The sequence below is a fragment of the Kitasatospora sp. NE20-6 genome (assembly GCF_045862635.1).
Map to the genome: position 1 here is coordinate 46,766 of NZ_BPRL01000072.1, position 13,817 is coordinate 60,582.

The following is a 13,817-nucleotide window of genomic DNA, read 5'->3' on the forward strand; positions in this document are numbered from 1 at the left end:
GCGTCCGCCTGCCGGGGCCGGCCGTCAGAACAGCGCGTGCTGGACGTCCGGTGCGGGCGGGCGCCGGTGCTCCCGCAGTTCGACGCCGCTGCACGGCCCGGGCGGGGCCGCCGCCAGGCCCCAGCCGGTCAGCCGGACGGCGTCCAGCAGCAGCGGTTCGCCGCCGTCCGGCGGGTCGAGGAAGAGCCGACGCCCGATCGGCGGCCGCAGCGTGCCGGAGACCGTCGCGCCGTCGGCCAGCGCCACCACCTCGCGGTACGCCGCCGGCGGCCCCGCCGTGAGGCCGAACAGCGCCACCTGGTCGACCACCGGCCCGTCGGCGAACGTCTCCACCGGGTGCCCGGCGAGCACCGCCAGCACCGCCGTCCGGGCCCCGGCGACCGTGGCGGCGCGTTCGGCCGCCGCGGGCAGGTGCCACCACTGCGCGGCCTTGGCGCGGGCCCCGAAGCGCTCCCGGGCGAGACCCGCCCCGGAGACCGTCAGCTCCGCGCGGCGGACGGCGGGCAGCGGCCCGCGCGCCACGAAGGTGAAGACCGGCGCGCCCTGCTCCAGGAGCCGGGCGCGGCCGCGGTGCTCGCCCGTCAGTCCGACCTTGAGCAGGTCGCCGCCGAACCACGCCAGGTACAGGAGGTAGGTCCGGCCGTCGTCGAGGACCTGGTCGCGGGCGAGGGCCAGGCCGCTGTCGACGGTCTGGCAGGGCGCGCACAGCACCGCGCCGCCCGCGGGCTCGATCTCGGCGCGGTGCGGGCACGGCCGGCGCTCCGGCTCACCGCTCAGCCACGGGCCGGAGCACAGGCGCGGCCCCCGTACCTGCCAGCTGACCGCCGTGCCGGCCTCGACCACCCGCTCGTGCCGGAGCGCGCCCCGTACGGCGCCGAGCACCGGCCGCCCGTCCTGCCACTGCAGCCCGGTGCACCGCCACGGTGCCCTGTGCGTGTCCATGTCCCCGGACCTCCCGACCGTCGTGCCCCGGACCATCCCATCAGGTGCCACCGACGGGCGGTCCCGGCCGCCGCCCGCCGCGGGCGGGACCGGTGTCAGTCGCCGACCGCCAGACGGACGCCGAACGCGGCGACGACCCCGCCGGTGATGCGGTCGAGCACCCGGCGGGCCCGGTCGCCGGCCAGCCAGTGCCGGACGGCCCGCGCGAACGCCACCAGCACCGCGGACCACGCCAGGCCGAGCGCGATGTGTTCGCAGGTCAGCAGCGTGCCGAAGGCCAGGTGCGGCGCGCCGGGCGGGATGAACTGCGGCAGCAGGGCCACGTAGAAGACGCCGACCTTGGGGTTGAGCAGGTTGGTGAGCGCTCCGCGGCGCCAGCCGGCGAGGAGGCCGTCACCGCTGTCGGCGGCCGGGCCCGGGCCGTCCGCCGCGGTGTCGGTGCCGGCCGCGGTGCCGGCCGCGAGGGCGGGGGCTGGGGCGGGGGCGGGGGAGCGGCGCCAGGAGTCGCGCAGCATCCGGCCGCCCATCCACACGAGGTACGCCGCGCCGGCCCACCGCAGCACCTCGTACGCCAGGTGGGAGGCGGTCAGGACGGCCGTCGCGCCGGCCGAGGCGAGCACGCCCCACGCCAGGGTGCCGGTCTGGATCCCGAGGACGACGCCCCACGCACGGCGGCGCCGGCCGAGGACGGCGGTGCGCAGGATCAGGGCGGTGTCGAGTCCCGGGGTGATCGTCAGCAGGCCCACGAGCAGGGCGAAACCCCACAGGGCGGTCGCGGTGTCCATGGGCGGCGAGCCTATCGCGCGGGCGTGTCGCGCAGGCCTGTCGCGCAGGCTTATCGCGCAGGCCGGAGGTCGCCGGTGGGGGCCGCGGCAGGGGCGGGCACGGGGGCGTCGGTGGGGCGCGGCCAGCTGCGGCCCTCGACGCGTTCGATGCTGGTGTTCAGACGGGTGAGGGCGCGGGCGAGGGCGGCGACCTCCTCGGCGGGCCAGTCGGCCATCACGGAGGCCAGGCCCGCGAGGGACCGGTCGCGGTCGTCGTGGAGGCGGCGCAGCCCGTCCTCGGTGATGCGGAGCTTGCGGGCGATGCCGCCGTCGGGGTCGGGGATGCGCTCCACGAGGCCGTTGCGCAGCATGGCGCCGGTCTGCCGGTTGACGGTCGAGGTGTCGAGCGCGAAGGCCTCGGCGAGCTGGCCGATCGACATCGGGCCCTCCGCCTCGATGCGGCTGAGCAGGGTGTAGGCGCTGCGCTCCAGACGGCCGGTGGGGACGGCGCGCAGTGCGCCGATGGCCTGGTGGCGGCCGACCAGCATGAGCTCGCGTTCGACGTCGGTGATCCCCTGGAGCACGGCTCTCCTCCCTCGTCCACGGATCGGAAGGGTCCAGTGAAGCGCATGTGCGTGGTGCATTCCATATGGGTGATGCACAGCGGCCGGGCCGGGCGCCCGCGGCGAACGCCCCGGCCTGGGGTCCGGCGAGGGGTCCGGCGGCGGTCGGCGGCGGTCCGTAAAATCTTTCACGAGTAAAACACTTGCTAAGCTTGTCTCCGTGAGCACCGCACCGACCCCCCTCGCAGCCTCCCGCATCCGGCCCCTCCCGGTCGTGGCGGCGCTCAGACTCGGCCGACCGTCCGACATCTGGTTCAAGCCCGCCCTCAGCGTCGTCGTCGCCACCGCCGTCCCCGACGGCGCGCTCCTCGCCGCAGGCCGCCTCGACCTCGCCACCGCCACCACGGCGGGCTCGCTCTGTGCGCTCTACGGCCACCACCTCCCCTACCGGGCACGCAGCCGCGCCGTCGGCGGGGTCGTGCTCGGCATGCTCGCCGGCAGCGCCGCCGCCATGACCGCCGCCGCGCTCACCACCTCCGTCGTCGTGCTCGTCGCGATCGGCGCCCTGCTCGCCGCGGTGCAGAAGGCCCTCTGCGACGCCACCCGGATCGGCCCGCCCGGCCACGTGATCCTCGCCTTCGTCAGCTCCGCCACCCTCTTCGCCCCGGTCACGCCCGGACAGATCCCCGGCCGGCTCGCCCTCACCGCCGCGGCCGGCGCCCTCGCCTGGCTGGTCTGCCTCGCCCCCGCCCTCGTCCGCCGCGACGGCCCCGAGCGGTACGCCGTCGCCCGCGCCCTCGACGCCGCCGCCGCCCTCACCCTCGCCGCGGACGCCCCGGCCCGCGACCGCCACCGGGCCGGCCTCGCCGCCGCCGTCCACGCCGCCTGGCAGTGCCTGCTCGCCGCGGGCCCCCGCACCGACGACCGCGCGTCCCTCGCCCGCCTGGTCGTGCACGCCGAGAACGCCCTCGCCGACGACCGCGACACCCGGGCCGCCCGCCTGCCCGCCGCCGCCCTCACCGCGCACGCCCGTACGTTGCGCACCGGCCGCCCGGTGCCCGTCACCGGCGGCGGCGAGGACGAACTCCTCGGCCTCGCCGCAGAATCCGCCGGGCGTGCCGCGCCCGCCCGCTCGCCGCTGCGCGCCCTCGGGCCCGGCTCCCCGCTCCTGCCGACCGCCGCCCGCACCTTCCTCGGCTGCGCCCTGGCGGGCTGGGCCGCCGCCGCACTCGGCGTCGGCCGCCCCTCCTGGGCGATCGTCACCGCCGCCTCGCTGTACCAGGTGAACCTCACCCTCACCTGGAACCGCACGCTCCAGCGCGTGGTCGGCAACCTCCTCGGCCTGCTGCTGTTCGTCGCCGTCGCGCCGATCGCCCACCGGGGCGCCGTCCCGCTCGTGCTGTGCTGCCTCGCCGCGGGTTTCGGCGCGGAGGCGCTGATCGCGCGCAACTACTGGCTCGGCAGCGTCTGCGTCACCCCGATGGCACTGCTCGTCACCGAGTTCGGCCGCACCCAGCAGACCGGCGAACTCGTCACCGACCGGGTCGCCGACACCCTGACCGGCGCCCTGGCCGGCCTGGCCGCCGTGCTGCTCGTCACCAACCGCCGGGCCGGCGCCCGGCTCGAACACGCCCTCGCCGCCGCCGCCGACGCCCGCACCGCCGCCGACCGCCTGCTCGCCGGCCCGGCCCCCGCCCTCCCGCCGGCCGCGCTCGCCGTGGCCCGCCGCACCCTCACGGGCGCCCTCGTCGACCTGCGCACCGCCGCCGACACCGCCACCGGGGAGTGGTGGCAGCGCGCGCTGCCCGAACAGCAGGTGGTCGCCGAGGAGCGCGCCGGACACCGTACGCTCGCAGCGACGGTACGACGGCAGGGCCCGCCGGCCCGGGAGGGGGCGACACGGTGACGCAGCCGGCCCACATCGACACGGTCTCCGCGGTGGTCGGGCAGTGGCGGAGCGTCCACCCCGGCCTCGACACGGGCCCGATGGAGATCATCGGACGGATCAACCGCTGCGCCGCGCTGCTCCAGCAGTCCGAGGACGCCCCGCTGCGGCGTGCGGGCCTCAACCGCGCCGAGTTCGACCTGCTCGGCGCACTGCGCCGCACCGGCCACGAGCTGACGCCCGGCGAGCTCGCCCGGGAGACCTTCTCCTCCGGCGCCGCGGTCACCAAGCGCCTGCGCCTGCTGCAGGAACGCGGGCTGGTCGAGCGGCGCACCGACACCCGGGACCGCCGGGTCGCCCACGTGCAGCTCACGGCCGACGGGCAGGAGCTGGTCGACCGGATCCTGCCCGACCAGCTGGCGTTCGAGCGCGCGGCGCTGGCCGGGCTCACCGGTGACCGTCACGACGAACTCGCGGCGCGGCTCGCCGAGTTGCTCGGGCAGCTGGAGGGCCGCCTCGGCGGCTGAGCCCGGGCCCCGGTGCGACCGGCCGGTGCGACCGCCGCGCCGACCGGCCGGTGCGACCGCCGCGCCGACCGGCCGGGTGCGACCGCCGGGGCGGCCGACCGGCCGGGTACGGCTGCCGGGGCGGGCGGCCGGTCAGGCGTCCGCGCCGAGCCACAGGTCGGGACCGAACACCTCGTAGTGCACGTCCGCCGGCCGGACGCCCGCCGCGATCAGCTCGCCGCGCACCGCGCGCAGGAACGGCAGCGGGCCGCAGAGGTACGCGGTGGTGCCGGCCGGCACGTCGACGGTCGTGAGGTCGACCAGACCGGTCCGGTCGGCCGGGTGGTCGCCGAGCGGCCGCTCGTAGAAGACGTGCGCCTCGGCGCCGGGGAGCTTCGCGGTGAGCTGGTGCAGCTCGGCGCGGAAGGCGTGGGAGAGTTCGTCCCGGTCGCCGTGCACGGCTGTCACCCGCCGTCCGGAGCCGGTGGCGGCGAGGTGGGCGAGCATGCCGATCATCGGGGTGCACCCGATGCCGGCCGAGGCGAGCAGCACCGGGCCGTCGCCGTCGGCGAGGGTGACGTCGCCGAACGGCGGGCTCAGCAGCAGCACGTCGCCCGCGGTGACGTGCGCGTGCAGGTGGTCGGAGACCTCGCCGTCCGGGGTGCCGGCCACCCGCTTGACCGAGAACTGCAGCGCGCCGTCGGGCTGTCCGGAGAGGCTGTACTGGCGGATCTGCCGTGCACCGTCGGGGAGTTCGACCTGTACGGAGACGTACTGGCCGGGCCGGACGGCAGGTACCGGCCCGCCGTCGGCCGGGCGCACCAGGAAGGTGGCGACGTCGGCGGTCTCCAGCAGCCGTGCCACCACCGTGTACGGGCGGCGCGGTGCGCCCGGTGCGCTGCCCGCGGCCGCGTACAGGCCCTTCTCCAGGGCGATCAGGGCGTTGGCCATCAGCCAGTACACCTCGTCCCAGGCGGCCGCGACCTCCGGGGTGACGGCCTCGCCCAGGACGTCGACGATCGCGGCGAAGAGGTGCTCGTGGACGACCGGGTAGAGCTCCGGGGCGACGCCGAGCGAGGCGTGCTTGTGGGCGATCCGGGCGAGCATGCGGTCCGGCCGCTGGTCCGGGTGGGCGACGAGGGCCGAGGCGAAGGCGGCGATCGACCCGGCGAGGGCCTGCTGCTGGCTGCCGTTCGCCTGGTTGCCGCGGTTGAAGAGGTCGCGCAGCAGCTCCGGGTGGGCGGCGAAGAGCCGCTCGTAGAAGCGCTCCGTGATGTCGCCGACGGCGGCGCCGACGACCGGCAGCGTGGCTTCGACGACCGGGGCGTTCTGCGGGGAGAGCATCGTGTGACTCCTAATAGGTAAGTGATCTTCGCATTTTGATGGCTGGCTGCGGCTTCCGGGGCCGCCGCGTGGCGGCCCGGCGCCGCATCGTGCCGGGGGTCGTGCCGGGGGTCGTGCCAGGGGTCGTGCCGGGGTGCTCAGTCCGGCGGGCGGGCCGACAGCCCGAGCAGCACCGGGCCGGTCGGCGACGCCACGAGGTCCTCGACCGACAGCGGGTCGAGCACCGCGTAGAACGCCTCCTGTGCCTGCCGCAGCACACCGCGCAGCCGGCAGGCCGCCCGCAGCGGACACGGCGGATCGTCCTCGCAGCCCACCACGTCGCCCACGCCCTCCAGTTCGCGCAGCAGGGCGCCGAGCGAACCGGTGCGCCCGGCGAGCGTGAGCGCCAGGCCGCCGCTGCGCCCCCGCCGGGCCTCCACGACACCGAGGTGCTGCAGCCGGCTGACCACCTTCGCGGCGTGCGTGAACGGCACGTCCACGGCCGCCGCGACCTCGCGGGTGGTCGGGTTGGACGCCTCGTCCAGCACGGCCAGCCGCATGGCGATGCGCAGGGCGATGTCGGTGCTCTTGGTCAGCCTCACGTCGACAGCCTATCAAATACGCATCCAGCGTTCGTATTCAGGGGGTCTGGTGGCGGTGCGCGGCGGCGGCCGTCAGCTCGGCCAGCAGCTCCGCGCCGCCCAGGGCGGGCAGCCGCTCCGGGCCCGCGGCCTCCGCGGCGCGCACCAGCTCGATCAGGCGGGTGTTGGCGGGTGCGGGCAGGCCGTGCCGCGCCGCCATGGCGACGACTTCGCCCTGCAGGCTGTCGATCTCGGTGCGCCGCCCGCGTCGCAGGTCCTCCCAGGTCGACGACCTGGCTTCGGCGTCGACCTGCAGCGTCGCCGCGGCCAGCCGCCGGAAGATGCCGTCGGGCAGCGCCAGCAGGTGGGGCAGCAGTGCCGTCGGCAGTGCGCCGAGCCGGGCCGGCCGCACCCCGTCGGCGCGCATGGCGGCGAGTGCCTCGCGCTGGCAGAGCGCCAGGCAGCGCCGGTAGGCGCGGTGGCCGAGCTCCTCGCGCAACGGCAGCCCGGAGAGCGCGTTGACGGCGTTGTTGAGGTTCATCAGCAGCTTGCCGTGCTGCACCTCGCGCATGTCGGCGCGCTGTTCGAGGGCGAGGCCCGCCGCCCGGGCCGCGGCCGCGAGCGGGGCGCCGGCCGGCTGGTCGTCCGTCATCAGCGCCCCGCCGGAGCCCTGGTGGAAGACGCCGGGCCCGGTCTGCAGCACGTTGTAGGGCACCATGCCGGCGATCACCGGGCGGTCGCCGACCGCGGCGCGGATCGCGGCGGGGTTGTGCAGGCCGTTCTGGAAGCTGACCACGGCCGTCCGCGGCCCGAGCCGGTCGGCGACGGATGCGGCGGCCTCCGCGGTGGCGGCCGACTTGACCGTCACCAGCACGAGGTCGGCGCCCTCGACGGCGTCGGGCGCGGTCGCCAGGTGCAGCCGTGCGGCCGGCACGGTGACGGTCGCCCGGCCGCCGCCGGTGAGGGTCAGGCCGTGGGTGCGCAGCTCGTCCATCGCGGCCGGGCGGCCGATCAGGGTGACGTCGGCGACGGACGCCAGCAGCCCGCCGAGGTGGCAGCCGATGCTGCCCGCGCCGAGCACGGCGATGCGCAGGCGGGTGCCCGGACGGTGGCCGGCGGGGTGGGTGGCGTCGGTCGGGTCGTCCATCGCGCGGCCTTCCTGGGGGTGAGTGGCAGCACCCTAGCGCCCGGTCGCGCCGGGCCGGCGCCGGGCGTCCGGCGCAGGGGCAGGGCCGGGGGGCGGGACGGGGGACCGCGGCAGGGACTGGGACTGGGACAGGGGCCGGCGCAGGACGGTGCCGGTGCGGGCGCGGCCTGCCGGGGTGTCAGGCGGGCCCGGTCTGCGGTCCGGTCGGCGGTCCGGCCAGTGGTCCGACCAGGGCCGTCGCGGCCTGCGCGATCCGGGTGCGGGTGCCGGGGCCGTCGAGGTAGCCGCCGACCATCGCGCCGTCGCGCAGCAGGAGGAGCGTGCCTGCGCCGGCGGCCGGGTCCGGGTGGCCGCAGGCGGTGAGCAGGCCGGTGAGGGCGTCGAGGAACCAGCGGCGGTGCGCGGCGACCAGGAGCCGTACGGGGTGTGCGGGGTCCGGGTACTCGGCGGCGGCGTTGATGAAGGGGCAGCCGCGGAAGCCCGGCCCGCACACCTCGGCGGAGAGGGCCTCGACCAGCACGGCGAGGGTGCTGCGCGGGTCGGGTGCGGCGGCTGCCGCTTCGGCGAGCCGGCTGCGGACCATCCGGTCGCGGGCGTCGAGGTAGGCGAGGACGAGGGCGTCCTTGCCGGGGAAGTGGCGGTAGAAGGTGGCCTTGGTGACGCCGGCGGCGGCGATCAGCCGGTCGACCCCGACGGCCTGGACGCCCTCGGAGTAGAAGAGTTCGGAGGCCGTCGTGAGGAGCCGCTCGCGGGCCGCCGACCGTGGGGGAGCGGGGTCGGTGCGGGCTGTTCGAGCGTCCATGCGACCACACCCTACCGCCGGGGTGCGGCGCGGATCGCCGTCCGGGCGGCGGCCGGGGGCGACGGGGCGGCGGCTTCGGCGCGGGCCGGTGCGGGCCGGTGCGGGCCGGGGTGTGGCGTTGGTCGCACCCTGCGGGCGGTCCTGTCGGGTCTCTTGCGCCGGGCGCCCCCGCGCCACTTAACTATCACTGCTAGTTAAAGTCGGCGGACAGCGAGGAGCATCGGGTGCAGCACTACGCGGACCACTACATCGGCGGCACATGGCGGCCGGCCACCGGCCCGGACACCATCGAGGTGATCGACCCGGCCACCGAACAGCCGCTCGCCGCCGTCCCCGCGGGCACCCGCGCCGACGTGGACGCCGCCGTCGCCGCCGCCCGGGCCGCGGCCCCAGGCTGGGCCGCCACCACCCGCGAGGAACGCCTCGCCGCACTCACCCGGCTCCGCGACGGGCTGGTCGCCCACCGCGCCGAGATCGCCACCACCGTCACCGCCGAGCTCGGCACCCCGATCGGCTTCGCCGACGCCGTCCAGGCCGGCACCCCCATCGCCGTCGCCACGGCCTACCTCGACGTGCTGGCCTCGTACGACTTCGAGGAGAAGGTCGGCAACTCCACGGTCTACAGCGAGCCCGCGGGCGTCGTCGCCGCCGTCACACCGTGGAACTACCCGCTGCACCTGATCGTCGCCAAGGTCGTCCCGGCGCTCGCCGCGGGCTGCACCGTGGTGCTGAAGCCGTCCGAGGAGACGCCCCTGGTGGCCCGGCTCTTCGCCCGGATCGTCGACGGTGCGGACCTCCCGCCCGGCGTGTTCAACATGGTCACCGGCCTCGGCACGGTGGTCGGCGCCGCACTCGCCGACCACCCCGGGATCGACCTGGTCTCCTTCACCGGGTCGACCGCCGTCGGCCGCGCCATCGGCGAGAGCGCCGGACGCGGCATCAAGCGGGTCGCCCTGGAGCTGGGCGGCAAGTCCGCCAACGTGGTGCTGCCCGGCGCCGACCTCGCCCGCGCGGTCAACGTCAACATCGCCAACGTCTTCGCCAACACCGGCCAGACCTGCACCGCGTGGACCCGCCTCCTCGTCCACCGCGACCAGTACGAGGAGGCCCTCGCGCTCGCCGCCACCGCCGCCGCCAAGTACACCCCCGGCGACCCGGCCGACCCGGCCACCCGCCTCGGCCCGCTGGTCAGCGCCCGCCAGCGCGAACGCGTCCGCGGCTACATCACCGGCGCCGTCGAGGGCGGCGCCCGGCTGGTCGCCGGCGGCCCCGAGCAGCCCGAGGGCCTGGAGCGCGGCTACTACGTCCGCCCCACCGTGCTGGCCGACGTCGACCCGGACTCCGCAGCCGCCCAGGAGGAGATCTTCGGGCCGGTGCTCGTCGTCCTCCCCTACCGCGACGAGGCCCACGCCCTGGAGATCGCCAACGGCACCGAGTACGGCCTCGCGGGGGCCGTCTGGGCCGCCGACGACGAGACCGCCGCCGCCTTCGCACGCCGCATGGACACCGGCCAGGTCGACATCAACGGCGGCCGCTTCAACCCGCTCGCACCGTTCGGCGGCTACAAGAACTCCGGCGTGGGCCGCGAGCTCGGCCGGTACGGCCTGGAGGAGTTCCTGCAGACCAAGTCCCTCCAGTTCTGACCGCTCCGGGCCCGCCCGGCCCGCCCCCTTCCCCGAAGACCGCCGAGCTTTTCCGAAGACCTCCGAGACCACCGAGGTGACCGCCATGGTCCGCGCCGCCGTCCTGCGCTCCGCCGGGGCCCCGCTCGAAATCGTCGACATCGACCTGCCTGGTCCCGGCCCCGGCCAGGTCCGCATCCGCCTCGCCGCCGCCGGGGTCTGCCACTCCGACCTCTCCCTCACCCGCGGCATGCTGCGCGCCACCCTGCCGCTGGTGCTCGGCCACGAGGGCGCCGGCATCGTCACCGAGGTCGGCGAGGACGTCACCACCGTCCGCCCCGGCGACCGGGTGGTGCTCAACTGGGCCCCCGCCTGCCGCGCCTGCGACTCGTGCGCGGCCGGCGAGCCGTGGCTGTGCGAGAACGCCGCCACCGCCTCGACCGGGCTCTACGCCTCCCTGCCCGACGGCACCGGCCTCCACCCGGGCCTGGGCGTCGGCGCCTTCGCCGAGGAGACCGTCGTCGACGAGGGCGCCGTCCTGCCGCTGCCGGACGGCGTGCCCCTCGACTCCGCCGCACTCCTCGGCTGCGCCGTCCTGACGGGCTACGGCGCCGTGCACCACGCGGCCCGCGTCCGCGCGGGGGAGACCGTCGTGGTCTACGGGCTCGGCGGCATCGGCCTGACGGTCCTGCAGTCCGCCCGGATCGCCGGTGCCGCCCGGGTGATCGCCGTCGACGTCTCCCCGGAGAAGGAGGAGCTGGCCCGCCTGCACGGCGCGACCGAGTTCCTGCTCGCCGACGACAGCACGCCGAAGGCCGTCCGTGGGATCACCGGCGGGCGCGGCGCCGACCACGCCTTCGAGTGCGTGGGCCGCGGCGACGCCATCCGTTCGGCGTGGTCCGCGACCCGGCGCGGCGGCCGGGCCACGGTGGTCGGCATCGGCGGCAAGCAGGACATGGTGTCCTTCTCCGCGCTGGAGCTCTTCCACTACGCCCGTACGCTCACCGCCTGCGTCTACGGCAGCTGCGACCCCGTCGAGGCGGTGCCGGAACTCGCCGGCCACGTGCTGGCCGGGCGCCTCGACCTGGACGCGCTGATCACCGACCGGATCGGCCTGGAGGACATCCCCGCCGCGTTCGAGCGGATGGCCGCCGGCCGCGGCGGACGCTCGCTGGTCGTCTTCGACCGGTAGCCCCGGACATGCCGACGGGCCTGCACCCCCGCGGGGGTGCAGGCCCGTCGGGCCGGGTTCAGGCGGAGGGCTTCCCCGAGGTGGGGGAGGTCTGCGCGGCGGCTGCGGACTTCGGCGCGGAGCCGCCCGGCTGCCACAGGAACAGCGCCAGCGTCGGCACCAGGTACGCGGCCCAGACGGCCACCTGCAGCCAGGTCGGGTCGGGCTGGAAGTTGAAGACGCCCTTGAGCAGGGTGCCGTACCAGCTGTCCTTGGGGACGGTGCCGGAGACGTCGAAGGCCTGGGTGTGCAGGCCGGGGATCCAGCCGGCCTCCTGCAGGTCGTGCACGCCGTACGCGAGCACGCCGGCGGCGACGACGACGAGCATCGCGCCCGTCCAGGTGAAGAACTTCGCGAGGTTGATCTTCAGCGCGCCGCGGTAGAACAGCCAGCCGAGCGCGACGGCGGTGAGCAGGCCGAGGGCGGCGCCGACGAGCGGCCGGACGCCGTCGCTGGTGGCCTGCACGGCCGTCCAGATGAACAGCGCGGTCTCCAGGCCCTCGCGCCCCACGGCGAGGAACGCGGTGACGACGAGCGCGAAGGTGCCCATCGCCAGCGCCGCGTCGAGCTTGCCGTGCAGCTCGGCCTTCAGGTGCCGCGCGGTGCGGCGCATCCAGAAGACCATCCAGGTGACCAGGCCGACGGCGATGATCGACAGCGAGCCGCCGAGCGCCTCCTGCGCCTCGAAGCTCAGCTGGGTCGACCCGTACTGCAGCACCGCGCCGAACGCCATGCTCAGCACGACGGCCGCCGCGATGCCCGCCCACACCGGGGCGAGGCGGTCGCGCCGCCCGGTCTTGACGAGGTAGGCGATCAGGATGCAGACGACGAGGCTGGCTTCGAGGCCTTCGCGCAGTCCGATCAGGTAGTTGCCGAACACAGGGGCTCCCGGGGGTGGAGGTGGTACGAGGGCAGGGTCGGGGCTCAGCCGAAGAGGGCCTGGCCCCACCACTCGCCGGGCTTGCGGATGCCGGGCGGGCACGCGAAGTGCCCGGAGCCGACGTGCACGATGTACTCGTTGAGCGCGTCGTTCGCGGCCAGCCGCGACTGCAGCGGCACGAACGCCTTGCGGGTGTCGCGCTGGTACGCGAGGAAGAACAGGCCGGCGTCGAGGCGGCCCAGGCCGTCCGTGCCGTCGGTGAAGGAGAAGCCCCGGCGCAGGATCATCAGCCCGTCGTTGCTGTCCGGGTGCGCGAGGCGGACGTGCGCGTCCTTCTTCATCGCGGACAGGTCCGGGGTGTCCCGTTCCTTCTGCTTGCCGACCGGGGCGCCCTCGCCCTTGCTGCGGCCGAACACGTCCTCCTGCTCCTGCAGCGCGGTGCGGTCCCACGTCTCGATCGTCATGCGGATCCGGCGGGAGACGAGGTACGAGCCGCCGGTCATCCACTCGGGGCCCTCGCCGGCGGCGGCCCACACGTGCTCGGCGAGCGCCTTGTCGTCGGTGCCGGCGATGTTGTGGGTGCCGTCCTTGAAGCCCATGAGGTTGCGCGGGGTCTGCGCCTCGGGGGTGGTCGAGGAGGTCTTGCCGAAGCCGAGCTGCGACCAGCGGACGTTCACCACGCCCATGCCGATCCGGGCGAGGTTGCGGATGGCGTGCACGGCGACCTGCGGGTCGTCCGCGCAGGCCTGCACGCAGATGTCGCCGCCGGTGCGGCCGGGCTCCAGCCGGTCGCCGGGGAACTTCGGCAGGTCGACGAGGGCCTCGGGCCGCCGGGCCTTGAGGCCGAAGCGGTCGACGCCGTCCTTCTCGAAGAGGGTCGGGCCGAAGCCGATCGTCAGGGTGAGGCGGGAGGCGGGCAGGTCCAGCGCCTCGCCGGTGTCGTCCGGCGGCGCCTCGGGGATGCCGCCCGTGGCACCGGTGCCGACCTCGCGGCCGCCGGTCATCGCGGCGGCGGCCTTCGTCCACTCCTTCAGCATCTTCACCAGGGCCGCGCGGTCCGTGGTGGTGACGTCGAAGGCGGCGAAGTGCAGGCGGTCCTGGACGGGCGTGGCGATGCCCGCCTGGTGGTCGCCGTAGAACGGGATGCCGACGGTGGAGTCGATGCCCGGCGCGGCGGGGACGGCCTCGTGCATCGTGGCGGCGGCCACCGAGCCGGCCGCGGCGGCGCCGAGCGCCAGGCCCGCGCCGGCCCAGCCGATGACGGCCCGGCGGCTGGGGGAGGCCGTCTCGGCGGCGGTGTCCCGGTCGGTGGTGTCCTGGTCGGTGGGCTCGGGCGTTTCGGCGTCCACGGGCGTGTCCTTCGTCCTGGCTCTGCGGGAGCCGTGGCGGCCGGGTGGGGCCGCCACGGCGGGGCGCGGGTGGCGGGTGCGGGGTGCCGGTTACTTGGCGACGACCGCGGCGGCCAGCTTCGACAGCGGCTCGCCCAGGGCGTTCACCGCGGTCGCGAAGACCTTGCGCTCCGGCTCGCCGACCTTGTCGTACGAGGTGTAGGCGCCGTCGGCCTGCTTGTA

13 protein-coding genes and 1 pseudogene are annotated in these 13,817 nt (G+C 76.1%); 4 read left to right on the plus strand and 10 right to left on the minus strand.

Translation table 11 applies throughout. The features are described from left to right. Positions 1-24: 24 nt before the first annotated feature. The 3 genes from SNE206_RS34445 to SNE206_RS34455 all read right to left on the minus strand — a co-directional run bounded on the left by SNE206_RS34445 (position 25) and on the right by SNE206_RS34455 (position 2,254). The gene (locus SNE206_RS34445; protein ID WP_407917495.1) at positions 25-942 is read right to left on the minus strand and encodes a DUF2797 domain-containing protein; all 918 of its coding nucleotides are present in this window, start codon (positions 940-942) and stop codon (positions 25-27) included. Positions 943-1,037: 95 nt separating this feature from the next. Beyond that, positions 1,038-1,727: a LysE family translocator gene (locus SNE206_RS34450; RefSeq protein WP_407917496.1), complete on the minus strand. Its 690-nt coding sequence runs from the start codon at positions 1,725-1,727 to the stop codon at positions 1,038-1,040. A 50-nt stretch (positions 1,728-1,777) separates the two neighbouring features. Further along, positions 1,778-2,254, minus strand: coding sequence for a MarR family winged helix-turn-helix transcriptional regulator (locus SNE206_RS34455; RefSeq protein WP_407917510.1), 477 nt, complete (start codon positions 2,252-2,254; stop codon positions 1,778-1,780). A 235-nt stretch (positions 2,255-2,489) separates the two neighbouring features. On the opposite strand from SNE206_RS34455, the gene SNE206_RS34460 reads away from it, so the two are divergent. Continuing rightward, a complete protein-coding gene (locus SNE206_RS34460) occupies positions 2,490-4,175 on the plus strand; it encodes an FUSC family protein (RefSeq protein ID WP_407917497.1) in 1,686 nt (561 codons plus the stop codon). Then, positions 4,172-4,681: a MarR family winged helix-turn-helix transcriptional regulator gene (locus tag SNE206_RS34465; protein ID WP_407917498.1), complete on the plus strand. Its 510-nt coding sequence runs from the start codon at positions 4,172-4,174 to the stop codon at positions 4,679-4,681. Before SNE206_RS34460 ends, SNE206_RS34465 begins: the two co-directional genes overlap by 4 nt. 132 nt (positions 4,682-4,813) lie before the next feature. Here the strand turns inward: SNE206_RS34465 and SNE206_RS34470 are convergent, their stop codons facing one another. The 4 genes from SNE206_RS34470 to SNE206_RS34485 all read right to left on the minus strand — a co-directional run bounded on the left by SNE206_RS34470 (position 4,814) and on the right by SNE206_RS34485 (position 8,513). Continuing rightward, positions 4,814-6,004 (minus strand): globin domain-containing protein, encoded by a 1,191-nt coding sequence (locus tag SNE206_RS34470; protein ID WP_407917499.1) that lies wholly within the window; start codon positions 6,002-6,004, stop codon positions 4,814-4,816. Positions 6,005-6,141: 137 nt separating this feature from the next. After that, positions 6,142-6,585 carry an RrF2 family transcriptional regulator gene (locus SNE206_RS34475; protein ID WP_407917500.1) on the minus strand — a complete coding sequence of 148 codons (444 nt, stop codon included), beginning with the start codon at positions 6,583-6,585 and terminating at the stop codon, positions 6,142-6,144. 37 nt (positions 6,586-6,622) lie between these two features. Further along, entirely contained in the window at positions 6,623-7,711 is a 1,089-nt protein-coding gene (locus SNE206_RS34480; protein WP_407917501.1) for a 2-dehydropantoate 2-reductase, read from the minus strand. A 178-nt stretch (positions 7,712-7,889) separates the two neighbouring features. Next, a complete protein-coding gene (locus tag SNE206_RS34485; protein ID WP_407917502.1) occupies positions 7,890-8,513 on the minus strand; it encodes a TetR/AcrR family transcriptional regulator in 624 nt (207 codons plus the stop codon). Positions 8,514-8,737: 224 nt separating this feature from the next. Here SNE206_RS34485 and SNE206_RS34490 point away from each other — a divergent pair, with 224 nt between their 5' ends. Beyond that, the gene (locus SNE206_RS34490) at positions 8,738-10,156 is read left to right on the plus strand and encodes an aldehyde dehydrogenase family protein (RefSeq protein ID WP_407917503.1); all 1,419 of its coding nucleotides are present in this window, start codon (positions 8,738-8,740) and stop codon (positions 10,154-10,156) included. An 85-nt stretch (positions 10,157-10,241) separates the two neighbouring features. Next, the gene (locus SNE206_RS34495; protein ID WP_407917511.1) at positions 10,242-11,327 is read left to right on the plus strand and encodes a Zn-dependent alcohol dehydrogenase; all 1,086 of its coding nucleotides are present in this window, start codon (positions 10,242-10,244) and stop codon (positions 11,325-11,327) included. 58 nt (positions 11,328-11,385) lie between these two features. On the opposite strand, the gene efeU is transcribed toward SNE206_RS34495, so the two are convergent. The 3 genes and pseudogenes from efeU to SNE206_RS34510 all read right to left on the minus strand — a co-directional run. Continuing rightward, the gene (gene efeU / locus SNE206_RS34500; RefSeq protein ID WP_407917504.1) at positions 11,386-12,246 is read right to left on the minus strand and encodes an iron uptake transporter permease EfeU; all 861 of its coding nucleotides are present in this window, start codon (positions 12,244-12,246) and stop codon (positions 11,386-11,388) included. Between the two features lie 44 nt (positions 12,247-12,290). Continuing rightward, positions 12,291-13,595 (minus strand): iron uptake transporter deferrochelatase/peroxidase subunit, encoded by a 1,305-nt coding sequence (gene efeB, locus SNE206_RS34505; protein WP_407917505.1) that lies wholly within the window; start codon positions 13,593-13,595, stop codon positions 12,291-12,293. Between the two features lie 90 nt (positions 13,596-13,685). Continuing rightward, a pseudogene (locus tag SNE206_RS34510) lies at positions 13,686-13,817 on the minus strand (peptidase M75); the annotation flags it as partial.